The sequence below is a fragment of the Arthrobacter sp. GW460-12-1-14-TSB2 genome (assembly GCF_059423525.1).
This window is the reverse complement of record NZ_JBWKYC010000010.1, coordinates 152,969-168,041: the sequence shown is the minus strand read 5'-3', so window position 1 is coordinate 168,041 and position 15,073 is coordinate 152,969. Positions and strand designations below refer to the sequence as shown.

Below are 15,073 nucleotides of genomic sequence, written 5' to 3'. Positions count from 1 at the left end.
TAGAAGACAAACCCTTCACCGGGCGTCAGTCAGAGCCGGAGTCACACCGCAACACAGCCAATTCCATCATTACTGTCCAGAGTTCTCTGGACAATTAGGCGACGTGTGGCCATTTCCGGCAACTGATCCTGACCGAAACACAGCAGATGGGAACAAGCTCAAAAAGGAACTCCCTTCCTCCTCCGGCGCCTCACATAGGCTGATAAGCACCACAGCTGAAGATGCGGAGTCGGGCCGGATGAGTACGAGAATGATCCTTGCCGGCGGCAGCCCCCCGGGCGACCGTCCGGCAGCCATGTCATTCCTGCTCGAAGCATATGTACGTAGAGCAGCCGGGGCGCAATAATTAGCATTTCCATCCGCCAAACGAAGGAGACTCTCGTGTTGCTTTGGATAGCCGTCGTTATCGCAGTTCTGTGGCTTCTCGGGCTGCTAGGCAACATCGGCGGCGGGTTAATTCACCTGCTTTTGGTTGTAGCTGTGGTCGTCCTGATCTTCCACTTCGTTCGCGGCAGGTCCCGCACATGACTTCGAAACCTCGTACTGCCGCGGCGAACGCCCCGGCCGAATAGGACGCAATATATTGGCGTCCTGGTGGGCGATTCTCTCAACCAGCGACAGCCATGATGGAACGACGCTAATTCATCTTCCGTCAAGGGTGTTCTTGTCCCGTTCGGCGTTGCTGCAGAATGCAAAAACAGGCGTGCACAATGTGCACAAGTGGCGCGTTGGATCGGATCGCACATCGACCGGACTGGCTCGGACTGGCTATTTTGGCGCGAGATCCCAGTGTTAGCAAGGGCCGGAGTCCGGTTCGAGTCCCACCTCGGGCACGTAAACCCCCTCGTCAGAGGGGTTTTTGCTTTAATGTGTGGACATTGACCCTCTGCGGGCCCCTCTGACATTGGCCGCGGTCTGTGGCTGGCGCCGCGTTGTGTGGGTGGCGGGTTCAGGGTCCTTGCCGGTGGGCCTTCCGCTTGCTGGGATGTGGGGTCATTCGGGCTCCGTTCTTGTTGCTGTGGTGGCTGGGGTTGGTCCTTCACTTATTCATGGGGCGGGTTTGTGCTGACGACATGACCTTGGTGAGATTTCTTGAAGTTTTTTCGTCGCCCGTCGCTGGTTAACATGGCGTAGGGGGAGTGGGAATGTGGTCGGTTGTCCGGTCAAGGGGTGTGGACATTGTCCACACCCTGTCCACGGGCGGCTCTTCGGCCTGCATTTTGATCCCTCATCCTGGCTCTTCCTTCACTAGTTCATGAAGTTCTCTGTTTCAGACGACATGACTTCGCGGCCTAGTTCGTCGGTTTTCGTAGGACGTTCCTGTCAGCGGGCGCCGCTCGTGGCCTATCTGCGCTCGGCCCACGATCCGTGGACAGTACTTCTACATCCGCGACGGTGGCCAGCGGGATCGCCGTCCGGAACTGCCAGAACCCACGTAGCAACGATAGGATGGTTGCCAGCCGTGGCGATCGCTGACGCTGAATTCCCTCGGGGTCGGAGCCGAACCAAGCTGTCCCCCTAGTGCCACAGGTCACCGAGAGGGATCACGTCTGGCCCGTTTGGTCTAGGACGGTTCGGGGAGCTCTTCGATTGCTTGCTCAGTGATTTGCAGCCCAGCATCGTGCAGTAACTTGGCCGCGGGGGTCTCACCAATGGCACGCGACAGACTCTCGATGGCGGCCCCCAAATACAAGTCCTTTTCGGCTTGATTAAGCCGATCCCATAGGGGCTCCGGGACGGGTTTCAGTTTACCGCCCGGAAGCAGGCCGATACCGGAACCGCCGGCAGTTACAGCGCCGAACAGCACGAGGAACTGGAGCGCTTTCGTTTCCAGCGGGGAGCGCTCACGGGCGGGGATGAGCTTGAAGGATCTGGGGGCACCCTTGAAGGTGCCGTTGCCCACGATTATGCCGTGGTCATTGATCCCGGTAGCTTCCAGGAGGAACCAGTCCTCTGTGCCGTAGACCTGTGGCCCCAGAACGTGGAATCCGTGATTGGGGTGTCCCGTCGGGTAATGGACGAATGCTCCTTTAGTGCACGAGCCGACAACGACGCCGGCATCATTGATGTCATAGGCATTGCTAATCTTGATCCCCGCATCCGATGCAGGCACGATATCCTCGAAGACGGCAGTTCCCGAGCTAAGCTCGGCCCGATAAGCGCGATCCGGCCATGATCCGTTAACCATTTGCGCGCCACGCCTCGTACCGCAAACCACGTCAGCATTGTTCATCCGTGCCACGGTGATCACATCCCCGCGTGCATCACTCGGGTCTTTGCCTTCGGAATAGAAAAACAGCTGGTAAGGGTTTGGCTGTCGCGTTGTTTGGTCCTCCACGTCAATATTGCGCCGCGATATGCCAACGACGTGCCCTTGGTCATTGACCGCAGAGGCTTCAGCCCGTATGTGACCTGGCAGCAGGCGAATCTTGGTCAGCGTGCGGGTTCTCCAGTCCCAGGTGAACGGTTGGTTGTCCTCAGTGCCGACCACAAGACCCGAGTTGTTAACCGCTGCGGCGGAGCTGTCCGCGGAAGGCAGAATGTCTGTAAGTTTCCCTTGCTCGTACACAAATGCTTTCGTTGGCGGAAAGTCATGGTGCAACCCGACTATCAGGCCGTCATCATTGATGCCGGTGGCTCGGCCACCGCTTCGGTCAGTGGTGATCTGAGTCCACTGACCGCCATTCCACCAGTAGGGTTCGCCGACGAATTGTCCCGTCATCTGACCGTTGTTGTTTATTCTCTGAAACAGCGTTGTATCAGGCTCGTGGGGGTCTCTGGGCAGGTCCACGAGTTCAAGCGAGTAGGTCTGCATGGGGTTCATTGTGGCCTCGAGGGCGGGTTTAGTCCAGACGCTCGCGATAACCCTAATCATCGGTCGTTGAGCACCGCTCGTTCAGCGCCACTGCGGCTACATCCCCGCGACCGAATAAGAGCGAATGGTACCTACGGCGGGACGGTTGGTATGCGGCAGTGAAATGCAAGCAAAGGTTGCGGCAGGGGCGGGTAACGAGCGAAGTTCCTCTGGTGTCTGTTAATCCAGGGCGTAATGCAGGCGCTGATTGTTGTACCAGTGGTTCCACTCGGGGACGATCTTCATGACATCTTTCGGTCTTCAAGCCTGGTGCGGAACCGTGTCGGCGAATCCTTCATAATGGCCACTTTCTTGAACAGTGAAAGAAGTTGCCCCCGGGTGCACGCGGCGATGTCTACGTGGGTGGCACCGGTACCATCGCCCGCCACCAGCCGTCCTGTACACCGGCCAGTACAACTCAGGAGGCATCTACGCCTACGACCCCAACACCGGACAGCTCCCGTACCAGGCCGCCGCGCTGCCCGCAGGGCAGAACCGGCCACTCGACGTCTGCTGGGATGCCCTCAACGGTCTCGTCATCGCAGGCGCCCAGAACGACACTGGCGGCGGCGGATGCTTCGCCGCCTACAACCCGGTCACCAGCCAGATCACCACCAAGGTCAACCCTATCGACAGTCTCCAGATGGTGCGTGCAGTGGCAACCAAGGACGGCGTTGCCTACCTCGGCGGCGACAACATCTACGCCGACGGCCCCCGCAGCACGGTCGTCGCCTGGGATCCGATAGCCAACCAGGAACTGTGGTGCCTGGATCCGTGCCAGCGTGCGGGCGTGGCGGCCCTCGCCATCCACGGCCGATACCTCTACGGCATGTCCCGCAGGGCCGCCGGCCTGTTCGTCATTGACCTGGATACCCGCCAGCTCGTCCACACAGCGGATCTGAGTAGCGTATGCACTGACTTCGGAGCCTTGACCGTCAGTCGGGGGATCGTCTATGGCGTCTCTGACACAACGGTCTTCCGCATCGATCCGACGACATTTGCCGTCTCGGTGGTGGTCGCCGGGATCAACGGCGGCTGGTACAACGGCCCGCACATAGCCGCCGACGAAGACGGCCTGCTGTACTCGATCCAGGGCACCAACCTCGTGCGCATTGATGACAAAGGAACCATGCAACCATGAGGCGATAGCAGCCTTGAACCGTCCTCCCGGCACGCAGACGCCTTGCCCCGCAGGGGCGTTCGGGGAGGGTGGACCGGGCACCGGAGTTGATCGCTCACCCGCTGCACGAGCGGGTGAGCGACCGAACGCTTTCTACTGTTTGCTCGAGGACCACGGCGCCGATCGCCGGGCATGGCGATAGTAGGCGGCGTTGGCCAGCTCCGTTGCAGCTGCCTCGTCGACGATGACCGTCGCTTTGGGGTGGAGCTGAACGATCGATCCGGGGATTGTCGCGGAGATGGGTCCCTCCAGGGCAGCGGCCATGGCCCGTGCCTTGTGTCGTCCGAAACCGAGGAGAATGATGTGCCGGGCCCGGAGAATGGTACCTAGCCCCTGCGTGATGCAGTGTGTGGGGACGTCATCCGGTGAGTCAAAGTACCTGGAGTTGTCCTGGCGCGTTTGTTCGGTAAGTGCTTTGATTCGTGTGGGCGATGCCAGGGACGATCCGGGTTCGTTGAACGCGATGTGGCCGTTGGAGCCGATGCCGAGGATTTGAATGTCGATGCCACCGGCTTCTGCCATCAATGCCTCGTACTCCGCGCCGGCGGACTCGATATTCGCTCCGGTGCCTCGCGGGGTCATGACGTATTCGGGGGTGAGTTCCAACGGTTCGACGACCTCGCGGGTGATGACGGATCTGTAGCTTTGCGGCTGCTGCGCCGGGATGCCGAGGTATTCATCCAAGGCGAAACCACGCACGCCGGAAACGTCAACAATGCCGTCGCGTACTGACCGTGCCAAGGCAGCGTAGGTGGACAGGGGAGTGGAGCCTGTGGCCAGACCGAGCACGGTGCCGGGCGTCGTGATGATCTGGTTGACGATGATGGAGGCAGCGATGTCGCCCGCTTCCGACTGGTCGCGGGCGATGATGACTTCTGCCACGTGATTTCCTTTGTTTGTTGCAAGGGGAGAGCGTTGTTAGACGGTGGCCGTGATCGCGGCGCCGACTGAGCCAACGGGCAGCCCGGGCGGGACCAGGCGGACACGATGGCCCAGGGCCAGACCTGCGAGGAACGGTGATTGCGCGTTGCTGAGGGCCAGCTCCTGGCGGATTCCGCTGAGCAGCGGGTGCCCTAGCGCGTTCAGGCCTCCGCCTATGTAGATGGTGGAGGGGTCGAAGGTCAGCCCGAGGATGCGGACGGCCGCTGCCGCGCCCTGGAAGAACCGGTTCTGGACGGTCCGGGCCTGTGCATCCCCGGCGAGTGCTTTGTCGAAGAGTGATACCGCGGGCCATGTCCCCCCGCTGTACCACTGCCGGGCGATGCCGGATCCGGAGGCAAGCATCTCAAGGCAGCCAATTTGGCCGCAGGGACACAGGTCAGAATGCAAGCCCACAGGCAGGTGACCGATCTCGCCGGCTGCACCAGAGGCTCCCCGGACAAGCGCACCATTAATGACAAACCCGGCGGCCAAGCCCGTCCCCAGGTTGAGGTAGGCGCTGGATTGTTGTTTGGACTCGTGACCTTCGGAGAGGAGATGGTGGGCGCCCACGGCAGCGGCATTGACATCGTTTTCGACGTGGACTTTGAGCCCGAGCTCGCGGTGCGCCAGCGCGCCCAGCTTCAGGCTGGCGACGCCGACGTTCACCGCATTCGATACGTGCCCGGAGAAGGTATCCACCGTCCCCGGGATCCCGATGCCCACGGTTTCCACGGAACAGCCGGCAAGGATTTCCGCGCCGCGCAGCTCATCGATGACCTCGAAGAGGGTGCGAAGCAGCGCTTGGTTTCCGTGACCGGTGGCGCGGCGCAGCGTGTGCAGAACATGGTTGTCCCCGTCGATGGCGACAGCTTCCGTTTTGGTTCCGCCGATATCCACGCCGATCCTCACGGTACGCGTGGACGCTTGAACTGGAGTACTTGAGCCTGGCATCAAAGATCCCTACTTCCTCGGGTGGTCGTCGATCCGAACGAGGTTGCGGCCGCGCATGGTGTACAGGTAGCCGTCCTCATCGTTGGTGATGTGGGATCCGCTGTACCAGCCGCCTTGGGTGTCCGCGAGCACGGTTGCCGCGTCGAACGTCTTGGGGTCAAAACGGAACACGGTGGTGTCCGAGACGCCGTAGATCAGGCCGCGGTTGGCCACCAAGGCACCGAACCCATAGGACAAGGTGCTGATGTCGGCCTGGTGCACCAGATTGCGTGTGGGGAGGTCGACGACGAAGATGCCACCCTTGCGGGTCAGCACATACAGGTTCCGCCCCTGGACGGCGAGTGCGGAGATGCCCGCCCCCATCTGCGGTTCGAGCCTCCAGAGCTCCTTGCCGGCCACAGGATCGAAAGCGACGATGGTGCCCGGACCGTCAAGAGTGGGGAGGCCGCCGCCGAGATAGGCCACGCCGTCGCGGGTGGCCACAGCACGCAGGAGCTGACGGTTGTCGATCGGGTTGATGAAGCACTGTTTCGCCGCCGTGGCGGGATCATAGGTCCAGAAGGACCCGCCGCCCTCGGTGTCGGACTGCGCGGCGACCAGCATGAGCTTGTTGACGTCGTCCCAGCAGACGTCGAGCGGCCGGTTCTGCGCGCCGGGGAAGTCGGCGGCCTGGTGGATCGGCTGGCCGCTGCGCGGATCGTATTTCCAGATGCCCTGGGAGCTGTACTGGCCGGTGTAGAGGATACCGTCCACAATGACGGCGTCCTTGGCCTCGCCCGGGGCGTTCAGGTTGACGACCTCGCCGGTTTGGAGGGAGCGGCGGGAGATCACGCCGTTGCCTCCGGCGTAGACGAATCCTGCACCGGCCGCCAGGCCCATGGCTGCCTGGGGCGTGGCGGACGCGCCGGCTTCTCCAAGGTCGGTGACGGTCATGCTTCCTGTTCCGAGGTCGATCTCGGCCACGAAGCCGTAGCCGGAGGTGGCCAGAATCTTGTTGTTGCGGGCGTCCACGCCCCAGATTTCGCCGAGGGACGGGCCGCCGAGCGTCAGCTGTGAGATCGAGTTCGACGCCACGGTATACACGCACAGGCCGGACTCATTGGCGAAGTACACGTCGTTGCCCATGCTTGTGAAGTTCTTGGCGGTCTTGCCGATGGACGTCGCCACGGAATAGGAGGTGAGGTCGTCCAGGTTCAGGAGTGCCACCTTGGACTGTTGGGTCGACGCGGCCGAGCTGGCAACGAGCTTGTCTCCGAGGATGGCCAGTTCCCGGATGCTGGGATCCGCCAACATCTCCGAGGGTGTGACCTGCGTGAAGGTCTGGGTGGCACGGCTGTACGCCCAGAGGCATGCGCGCCCCGCGCTGCCGCCGCCACCGAGGGTGCTGCCGGCGCCGAAGAACACAGTGGTGTCCGTGGCCGCAACCGCGCGCGCCAACGTGGCGCCCGTGTCTGGGATCCCCAGGCCGATGACCTGGCCGGTCGCGGGGTTGTACTCCCACAAAGCCGGCTTGGTGGGGCTCCCGCCGCCCACCGCATACAGGCGGCCGTTCGGTGCCACGCTGAGGTCGCGCACGTCGCGGTCACCGATCCGGCCGATCGGTGTTGCCTTCGTCGACAAGGTGGTCAGGTCCCAGCGGTAGAGGTTCGGCAGCGTACCAACGGCATTTTGGAGGACGCCGGCGTACAGGTAGCGGCCCGTGGAATCGGCGGCCAGGGCCTGGATACTGTAGCCCGTGTCCAGCACGGTCTCGCCAACTACCTTGCCCGTGGGCACGTGGAAGGCAACGATGCGGACGGGATCGAGGTTGCGGGAACCGATGTAGACAATGTCGCCGACGAGGATTGAACTCATCAGCGAGAACTGGACTACCGCCGGTCCCAGGTCGAGGATTTCGGTGGTGCCGGGCGCGGCGGTCGAACCCGTAGCCGCTGCCGGTCCGGACGTGGTCAGGCCCAGTGCGGCCACGAGGCCGGCTGCGCCGCCTGCCTGGAGGATGGCCCGCCTGCTGATGTTGGAAATCTGCATTGAACTTCCTTTGTTCTGAAGGGGAGGTGAAAGCTGGTGCAAAGGTGCCGCCGTCGAACTCTTGCGTGCGGAATTTCCCGCGGGCATGCCCGCGGAAATGCAGAGCACGACGGCGGCGCTCGGGTTATGCGGTGAAGGCCAGGTCCTCGACCTGGACGGGGAAGCGCAGCGGCTCGCCCCGGGAAACACGGTGGGCTTCGGCCACGGCAGTGGCCGCCAGCCGCTCCAGCTCACTGCCCAGTGACCCGGCGAGATGCGGGGTCAGCAGGACATTCGGGTTGGTGTAGAAGCCCGAATCCGCGGGCAGGACCCAAGGCGTGGTGACATCCAGGACGGCAAACAGTTCGTGCCGTTCCAGCCGGGCAAGGAGGGCATCCTGGTCCACCAGCTCGCCGCGGGCGGTGTTGATGAATGTGGACCCGGTGCGGAGGCGCGAAATCAGCCCGGCATTGATCAGGTTCAGCGTGGAGGGAAGAGAGGGTGCATGCAGTGACACGACGTCGCTGCTTTCCACAAGTTCCTCCAGGCCCACCAACTGCACGCCGAGAGCCGCGGCAGCCTCCGGGCTAAGGTAAGGGTCCGCCACCACGACGTCTAGTTCGAACGGCTCGAGCAGCCGGATGACGTGCCTGCCGATTTTGGACGCGCCGATGATGCCCACCCGTTTGCCGTAGTTGCCCATGTCCGGGAACAGCTCGTCCGCCTCGATGGACGATTTTTCGGTGTGCAGCGTCCGCGCGATTTGCAGGACCCTTTTGTTGGCCAGCAGAATCATGGCCAGCGCGTACTCAGCCACCGGGATGGCGTTGGCGTCTGCTGCCGTGCTGACCTGGACGCCCCGGGTCCAGCACTCATCGTCCACATGGTGTTTCACGGTCCCGCCGGCGTGCAGGATGTGGCGCAGCCGCGGGGCGGTGTCCAGAACGGCGGCATCCACGGTGGGGCAGTTCCATCCGGTGATGAGGATGTCGGTTTCGGCGAGCAGCCCCAGCGAACGGGAAGACGCGAACTCCTCCATGGGCTCCGGGCTCAGGAGCCGCAGGCCAACGTTCAGGGATTCCAGGCGTCGGGTGGAGAAGATCCTGGCGGCGACGCCGGGGCCCATGGCAAGAGCAACGTTCAGGTTTTTCGGGCTCATTTGACGGCTCCCGCGGTCAGTCCGGACTTCCAGAAGCGCTGCAGCATGATGAACGCCAGCAGCAGCGGAATGATGGAGAGCAGCGAACCCGTGATCACCATGGGGACGAACTCGGGCTGGGGAACCGCGTAGCCCTGCCAGATGGAGATGCCCACGCTCACCGGCAGTAGTTGCTGGTCCTGGAGCATCACCAGGGGAAGCATGAAGTTGTTCCACACCCCGACGAACTGGAACAGGGCAATGGTGATGTATCCCGGCATCATCATGGGCAGGCCTAGGGAGAAGAAGGAGCGGATGGGTCCGGCGCCGTCCACGCGCGCTGCCTCCAGCGTCTCCATGGGGACATAGGAGGAGGCATAGACGCGGGCCAGGTACACGCCGAAGGGGTTGCACAGGACGGGGATCAGGATGGCCCAGATGGTGTTGGTCATTCCCACCACCGATGCCAGCAGGTACATGGGCAGCACCGTTGCCGTGTTGGGAATCAGGACTCCAACCAGCACGAATCCGAACAGTGAGTCCTTGCCGCGGAACTGGAACTTGTCAAAGGCGTAGCCGGCCATGACGGAGACCAGGCTGCCCACGACGGCGCCGAAACCTGCGTAGAGGACGGAGTTGCCCATCCAGCGGAAGAACACGCCCCCGTCCTGGGCGGCTACTGCTGCGATGTTCTCGAAGAGGGCGAAGTTGCCCAAGGCGTAGGCACTGGTGCCGTAGAGGTCTGCGGCGTTCTTGGTGGATGCGAAGAGCAGCCACAGGACCGGAACCACCATGTAGAGGGAGCCCAGGATCAGCAGTCCGTTGACGGTGAGCTTGCTGCCGAAACCGCCTTGGCGTGCCGTGGACTTCTGGCGCTGCGCGGGTTTCTTAGCCATGGGCTGGGTCTCTTTGGTCCGGGCGAGGGGCAGGGTATTGGTGCTCATGGTTTGTTCATCCTGGAACTGAATCGGGTGACAACCAGGGACAGGATAGCTGCCAGCCCGGCAATGATGATCGAGGCGGCTGCCGCCTGGTTGAGGTTGTGTCTGATGAATGCCGCGTCGTACGCCCACAGGTTCGGCACCCAGGTGCTGGTGATGGACGGGGTGGCCTTGGCGATGATGGAGGGCTCCGTGAAGAGCTGCAGGGTTCCGATGATGGTGAACAGCATGATCACGCTCAGCGCCGGCAGGATGAGCGGAAATTTGATGCTCAGTGCCGACCGGATTTCGCCTGCGCCGTCTACCCGCGCGGCTTCCAGGATTTCGCGTGGAACGGCCTGCAGAGCGGTGAACAGGATGATGACGTTGTAGCCGGTCCATTCCCAAACGCCGATGTTGACGATTGCCGGAAGGACCAGGTGTGCATCCAGGAAGTTGATCTGGATGCCGCCGCCTTGGAGCGCCTGCACCAGCGGGCTGATGCCGGGAGTGTAGAGGTAGGCCCAGATCAGGGCCGCGATGACGCCGGGCACGGCGTGCGGAAGGAAAACGAGCAGTTGGAACAGCTTGCGTGTCCGGGCAACCGTTGCATCAAGAAGGAGCGCAAAGATGACCGCGCCGCCCACCATGACGGGAATGTAGATCAGGCAGTACAGCCCAAGCCGGGCGATGCCGCTGACGAATGACTCCGACTCCAGGACCTGCAGGTAGTTCTCGAGTCCAACAAAAACAGTCTTGGCCTCGCCGAAACCGAGGCCCGATTTCTGCTGTGCATAGAAGCTCAGCACAATCGAGTAGATGACCGGTGCCACCATGGCGATGGTAAAAACTGCGAAGAACGGGACCAAGAAGAGTGCTGCGGTCCTGCCGCCGGTTCCTGAGGCTGCACGGCGCTTGCGAAGCGGAGCAGCGGTGGTGGCCTGAGGGGCCATGATGATCTCCTAACTGTCTGGGCTGCCTCCGTGGAGGCAGCCCAGGTGAGTAGCTACTCTTTGACGGAAAGACCGTTCTGCTTAAGTCCGGCCACCGTTGCCGTCTGGGCCGTCGTTACGGCCTCCAGAACAGTGCCGCCGGTGCTGAGGTTGCCGTACGCGTCCTTGAGTGCTGTGTTGGTGAGGTCCCAGCTGGGGCCCCACTGCCAGCCCGGGCTGACCGTGGTGTACGCCTTGTTGAAGACGGCGTAGATATCGTTGCCGAAGTAGCTGGCGTCATAGGCCTGCTGTGCCACGGGAGTCAGGCCCGGGAAGGCCAGGAATGCTGAGCCGGTGTTCCCGCGCGCCTTGATGGCTTCCGGGTTGGTGGTGAGGAACTCGATGAATTTGGCGGAGGCTGCCGGGTTCTTACTGCTCTTGGTGACGTTGAAGCTGGATCCGCCGTAGAAAGCGCCGGCCGGGGTGCCCCAGTTCGGCATTTCGGCGGCGATCCACTGCCCCTTCTGTCCGCTCGCTTCGGTCCTTTTCTGGATCCCGGTGGCGCTCCAGTTCGCGCCTACGACGCCAACGACGGTGCCGTTCGCCAGGTCAAGGCTCCACTCATCGCTGTAGGCCTGCGTCACCTTGACGAGCTTGTTATCGATCAGCTTCTGCCAGTAGCCGGCCACCTTCTTGGTGGCGTCATCGTTCACGCCGACCTGCCAGCTGTCGCCCGACGTGCCGAACCATTTGGCCCCCGCCTGCCAGGCCAGTCCGGCGGTGGCCGGTACTTGGTTGGGGTTGAAGCTAGCCAAATAGGCGTCAGGTGCCACCGATTTGAGCTTCCGTGCCGCCTCCTCGAATTCCTGCCAGGTCTTGGGGACCTCGATGCCGGCCTTGGCCAGCATGTCCTTGCGGTAGTACATGACCATGGGGGCGGCGTCATACGGTAGGCCGTAGGTCTTATCGCCGAATTGGACCATGCCCCGGATTTCGCTGCCAAGTTTATCCACGGTGGCGGATTTGTCGATCAGTCCGTCCAGCGGCTGCACCTGGCCATTGCTGACGAACTGCGGCAACTGCGGGTATTCGATCGTTGAGACGTCGGGGCCGTTACCCGCGGTGATGGCCGTGGACAGCTTGGCGTAGCCGCCGCTGTCAGCGTTGGGGACCGTTTCGAACGTGACCTTGATTTTGCTTTGGCTCGCGTTGAACGCGGCTGCGACTTTGTCCATGCCTGCCAGTGGCGACCAGAACGTAATGGTGCCTGAGGGATCCTCGGTGGGCGTGGGGGCCGCGGACGGTGTGGGTCCCGTTCCGCAGGCTGCAAGCAGCATTGCGCTGCTGGCCAGGCCGGCCGCCCCGATCAGTAGATTGCGACGCTTCATTTGTTCTCCCTTGAAATCCACGATGCGAAGGTGGACGTGGCCGATGCCACATGGTGTATTTCAATGAAACCCGCGAAGGTGAACAAAACCAATGAAATGAACAGTAGTGAACATGGCGTATGTTCATTGACGTCCCGGACAGGAATCCGGAGCTGCACTCAGCCGGAGGTCGAATCCCTGATGACGAGAGTGGGCGACAAAATGACCCTCTGAAGCGCCCGGCTCGAACCCCGCCGACCGCCCAGTCGGTTGAGGCACATCTGCAGGGCGTGGTAGCCGACGTCGAACTTGGGCGGTGCCACGGCGCTCATGGGCACGGTCCCAAAGGAGGCGATTTCATCGTCATAGGCCACCAGCGCTAGATCCCCCGGAATGTGCAGCCCGCGGGCCTCGCACAAGTCAGCAAACATGAGCGCATCCTCGTCGTTGTGAACGATCGCGGCAGTAGCGCCGGCGCCAACGAACCCGCTGACGATGCTGTCCAGCTCCCGACGCAGCGTCTCGGGGTCGTTTGCCGCCAGCGTGATGGTGCGGGTCAGGTCGGCATCGGGCGAAATCCCCGCCGTCTCCATGGCAAGGCGGAAGCCTTCGCGGACAGGCGATGACGTGGGACTGCTTTCGCGAACACATAGCGCGATTTTCCGGTGGCCCAGACCCAAAAGGTGGTTGACGGCGATCTCCGCCCCTTGCACATGGTCGCTCCGCACTGATTCCAGCCGGCCATCGTCCATGACTCCATCGATCGAGCGCTCGACGACGATTACGGGTACTTCAGCGGATGCCAGCAGGGCAAAGGTGGGCGTGTTCGCCAGGGTTTGGCCACTGGGCGTCACCAGCAGTCCGTCGACACCGCTCTTCAGCAGCCGTTGAATTTGGCGTTGTTCTTCGGCAGGCGAGTAGTTCGAGACACCAAGGACCAACCTGACGCCCAGCTCGTGGGCCGCAGTCTCGGCACCCCTGATAATCCCGGGAAAGTAGTACCTGGCAGTGGGCACGATCATGCCGATGGTGGCGAGTGGGCGCTGTCTGTCGGGTGGCCCGGCGCGCCTTCCGGACGAAGCAAGGGGCCCGGTGTCCCATGGGCCTTCGTTGATGTTCCCCTGAACCTGCCGCGAAGGACGACGGCCGGAGTCCGTGCCCGCCACAGCCCCTCCATGGACGCGCTGAAGCAAGCCCTGTCCGTCGAGGAAGGCCAGATCGCGCCGCACGGTCATGCCGGAGATTCCCATCCTCCGTGCAAACTCGGCCGCGTTTAGTGACCCGCGGAGCGACAGTTCCCGAAGGATCTGATTCTGCCTGTCCTCAGTCAACATCGGCATACCTTCCATCATGTTTAGTTTTGTGCAGTTTGTTCACTATGAACTACATGCCAGATATTGTGAGGAGTCAAGTCATCCGCACGAAACCGTTCAGCTGGACCCGTTCTTTGGGACGTACCGGGCCGGAACCAGGAGGGGTGCCGCCCAATGGCGCAAATGGAACTTAACGCGGGCATTTGTTCGGTGACCCTTCGGGGACTCAGCATTGACGACGTCGTACGAACCGCGGCCGCTGCGGGCCTGGCGGGAATCGAGTGGGGTTCCGACGTCCATGTCCACGACGCCGCCTCCGCGGCGCATGCCCGGACCGCGACGGAGGGTGCCGGGCTCCGGATCCTGTCCCTCGGGTCCTACTACCGTGCCGGATCATTCGGCGACTTCGAGGACGTCCTTGTCCTCTCACAGGAACTCGGCGCGCCCCGGATCCGCATATGGGCGGGCGATGTGGGTTCTGCCGACGCAACCGGGGAGCACTGGGACGCCGTCGTCGAGGACACCCAGCGGATCGCGGGCCTGGCTGCCGCGCGGGGCACCGGCCTGGCCTTCGAGTATCACGGCGGCACACTGACGGACACACCGGAGACAACACTCGAACTCCTCCGCCGCGTGGACCGGCGCACCGTTGGCACCTATTGGCAGCCCGCCGTCGGCCTGGCCGACAAGCAAGCCCTAGAGTCGCTGCGGCACTTGATCGAACATGTGGTGGGCGTCCACTGCTTCTCCTGGTGGCCGCAGACCGAACGGTTGCCGCTGACGGCCCGAAAGGAGCTGTGGCTGGAGGCTTCAGAGGTGCTGCGCCGCAGCGGCAAAGATCTGGACGTCATGCTGGAATTCGTCGTCGGTGATTTACCGGAGAACGTCATCACCGATGCCGCATTTGTGAAGCGCGTCACGCTATCGAGGCCGGCAACAGTTCCTCTTTAGGAATTGCTGAGGCTTCTGATTTCATTGCGCCCACAGATGCTGAATTTCCTTCCCGTAAGTCCGCCAGGAGCCCTGCTCCCGCATCTGGACCGAATGCCAACGTATAGCTCGCCCATTACTGATAGTGAACCGATCCGGGATCTCGTATCAGATAGTGCTTCCGATGGTCGATAGACCACGTAGCTCCAGTTCGCGCCGGCCATGGGACGCCGATAAACAGGAGCCATGAAGGATTCCAAGCCCGTTCCGATGGGTAATGCTCGGGGCCCGGACGCAGTGTGCTTTGGGAATAGAAATCGGATGCGGAGCGCCTTCTTGACGGCGTGGCAGCGATTACGAAACGGGCAAAAGGGAAGTGTGGACAGTGTCCACACTTTTCGCCTCGGACCGGCTAGTACTGCTGCCGGATTGGCCTGGATTCCGCATGTTTCCGCGACCTCCCAGTGTTTGCAGGCGTTGGAAGACATTTCGAGTCCCACCTCGGGCACGCATGACCCCTCGTCAGAGGGGTTTTTGCTTTAATGTGTGGACATTGACCC

Annotated in this window: 12 protein-coding genes; 3 read left to right on the top strand and 9 right to left on the bottom strand. The window is 62.3% G+C overall.

Annotation, left to right across the window (positions count from 1 at the left end; translation table 11 throughout):
* The first annotated feature begins 381 nt into the window (after window positions 1-381).
* Window positions 382-528, top strand: a complete 147-nt coding sequence (locus tag AC07YR_RS13815) for a lmo0937 family membrane protein (RefSeq protein ID WP_494734309.1) — start codon at window positions 382-384, stop codon at window positions 526-528.
* Between the two features lie 1,036 nt (window positions 529-1,564).
* On the opposite strand, the gene AC07YR_RS13810 is transcribed toward AC07YR_RS13815, so the two are convergent.
* Window positions 1,565-2,824, bottom strand: a complete 1,260-nt coding sequence (locus tag AC07YR_RS13810) for a hypothetical protein (RefSeq protein WP_494734308.1) — start codon at window positions 2,822-2,824, stop codon at window positions 1,565-1,567.
* A 349-nt stretch (window positions 2,825-3,173) separates the two neighbouring features.
* Between AC07YR_RS13810 and AC07YR_RS13805 the strand changes: the two genes are divergently transcribed.
* Window positions 3,174-3,995 carry an NHL repeat-containing protein gene (locus AC07YR_RS13805; RefSeq protein ID WP_494734307.1) on the top strand — a complete coding sequence of 274 codons (822 nt, stop codon included), beginning with the start codon at window positions 3,174-3,176 and terminating at the stop codon, window positions 3,993-3,995.
* A 132-nt stretch (window positions 3,996-4,127) separates the two neighbouring features.
* On the opposite strand, the gene nagB is transcribed toward AC07YR_RS13805, so the two are convergent.
* The 8 genes from nagB to AC07YR_RS13765 all read right to left on the bottom strand — a co-directional run bounded on the left by nagB (window position 4,128) and on the right by AC07YR_RS13765 (window position 13,610).
* Entirely contained in the window at window positions 4,128-4,916 is a 789-nt protein-coding gene (nagB, locus tag AC07YR_RS13800) for a glucosamine-6-phosphate deaminase (RefSeq protein ID WP_494734306.1), read from the bottom strand.
* A 36-nt stretch (window positions 4,917-4,952) separates the two neighbouring features.
* Window positions 4,953-5,852 (bottom strand): ROK family protein, encoded by a 900-nt coding sequence (locus tag AC07YR_RS13795; RefSeq protein WP_494734305.1) that lies wholly within the window; start codon window positions 5,850-5,852, stop codon window positions 4,953-4,955.
* A 63-nt stretch (window positions 5,853-5,915) separates the two neighbouring features.
* Window positions 5,916-7,934 carry an outer membrane protein assembly factor BamB family protein gene (locus tag AC07YR_RS13790; RefSeq protein ID WP_494734304.1) on the bottom strand — a complete coding sequence of 673 codons (2,019 nt, stop codon included), beginning with the start codon at window positions 7,932-7,934 and terminating at the stop codon, window positions 5,916-5,918.
* Between the two features lie 124 nt (window positions 7,935-8,058).
* Complete coding sequence (locus AC07YR_RS13785; RefSeq protein ID WP_494734303.1) at window positions 8,059-9,072, bottom strand: hydroxyacid dehydrogenase; 1,014 nt, start codon at window positions 9,070-9,072, stop codon at window positions 8,059-8,061.
* On the bottom strand, window positions 9,069-9,995 hold the full coding sequence (locus AC07YR_RS13780; RefSeq protein ID WP_436057372.1) for a carbohydrate ABC transporter permease: 927 nt from the start codon (window positions 9,993-9,995) through the stop codon (window positions 9,069-9,071). The genes AC07YR_RS13785 and AC07YR_RS13780 overlap by 4 nt, the downstream gene beginning before the upstream one ends.
* Window positions 9,992-10,924, bottom strand: coding sequence for a carbohydrate ABC transporter permease (locus AC07YR_RS13775; RefSeq protein ID WP_436057373.1), 933 nt, complete (start codon window positions 10,922-10,924; stop codon window positions 9,992-9,994). The genes AC07YR_RS13780 and AC07YR_RS13775 overlap by 4 nt, the downstream gene beginning before the upstream one ends.
* 53 nt (window positions 10,925-10,977) lie before the next feature.
* The gene (locus AC07YR_RS13770) at window positions 10,978-12,291 is read right to left on the bottom strand and encodes an ABC transporter substrate-binding protein (RefSeq protein ID WP_494734302.1); all 1,314 of its coding nucleotides are present in this window, start codon (window positions 12,289-12,291) and stop codon (window positions 10,978-10,980) included.
* A 158-nt stretch (window positions 12,292-12,449) separates the two neighbouring features.
* Window positions 12,450-13,610, bottom strand: a complete 1,161-nt coding sequence (locus AC07YR_RS13765; protein WP_494734301.1) for a substrate-binding domain-containing protein — start codon at window positions 13,608-13,610, stop codon at window positions 12,450-12,452.
* A gap of 156 nt (window positions 13,611-13,766) precedes the next feature.
* Between AC07YR_RS13765 and AC07YR_RS13760 the strand changes: the two genes are divergently transcribed.
* Window positions 13,767-14,534 (top strand): sugar phosphate isomerase/epimerase family protein, encoded by a 768-nt coding sequence (locus AC07YR_RS13760; RefSeq protein ID WP_436057375.1) that lies wholly within the window; start codon window positions 13,767-13,769, stop codon window positions 14,532-14,534.
* Window positions 14,535-15,073 lie beyond the last annotated feature (539 nt).

What these genes read in the sequence shown, in the direction of transcription:
- AC07YR_RS13775 (WP_436057373.1), bottom strand. Translation starts at nt 10,924, where the DNA reads ATGGCCCCTCAGGCCACCACCGCTGCTCCGCTTCGCAAGCGCCGTGCA.
- AC07YR_RS13790 (WP_494734304.1), bottom strand. Translation starts at nt 7,934, where the DNA reads ATGCAGATTTCCAACATCAGCAGGCGGGCCATCCTCCAGGCAGGCGGC.
- AC07YR_RS13765 (WP_494734301.1), bottom strand. Translation starts at nt 13,610, where the DNA reads ATGCCGATGTTGACTGAGGACAGGCAGAATCAGATCCTTCGGGAACTG.
- AC07YR_RS13780 (WP_436057372.1), bottom strand. Translation starts at nt 9,995, where the DNA reads ATGAGCACCAATACCCTGCCCCTCGCCCGGACCAAAGAGACCCAGCCC.
- AC07YR_RS13785 (WP_494734303.1), bottom strand. Translation starts at nt 9,072, where the DNA reads ATGAGCCCGAAAAACCTGAACGTTGCTCTTGCCATGGGCCCCGGCGTC.
- AC07YR_RS13770 (WP_494734302.1), bottom strand. Translation starts at nt 12,291, where the DNA reads ATGAAGCGTCGCAATCTACTGATCGGGGCGGCCGGCCTGGCCAGCAGC.
- AC07YR_RS13760 (WP_436057375.1), top strand. Translation starts at nt 13,767, where the DNA reads ATGGAACTTAACGCGGGCATTTGTTCGGTGACCCTTCGGGGACTCAGC.
- AC07YR_RS13810 (WP_494734308.1), bottom strand. Translation starts at nt 2,824, where the DNA reads ATGAACCCCATGCAGACCTACTCGCTTGAACTCGTGGACCTGCCCAGA.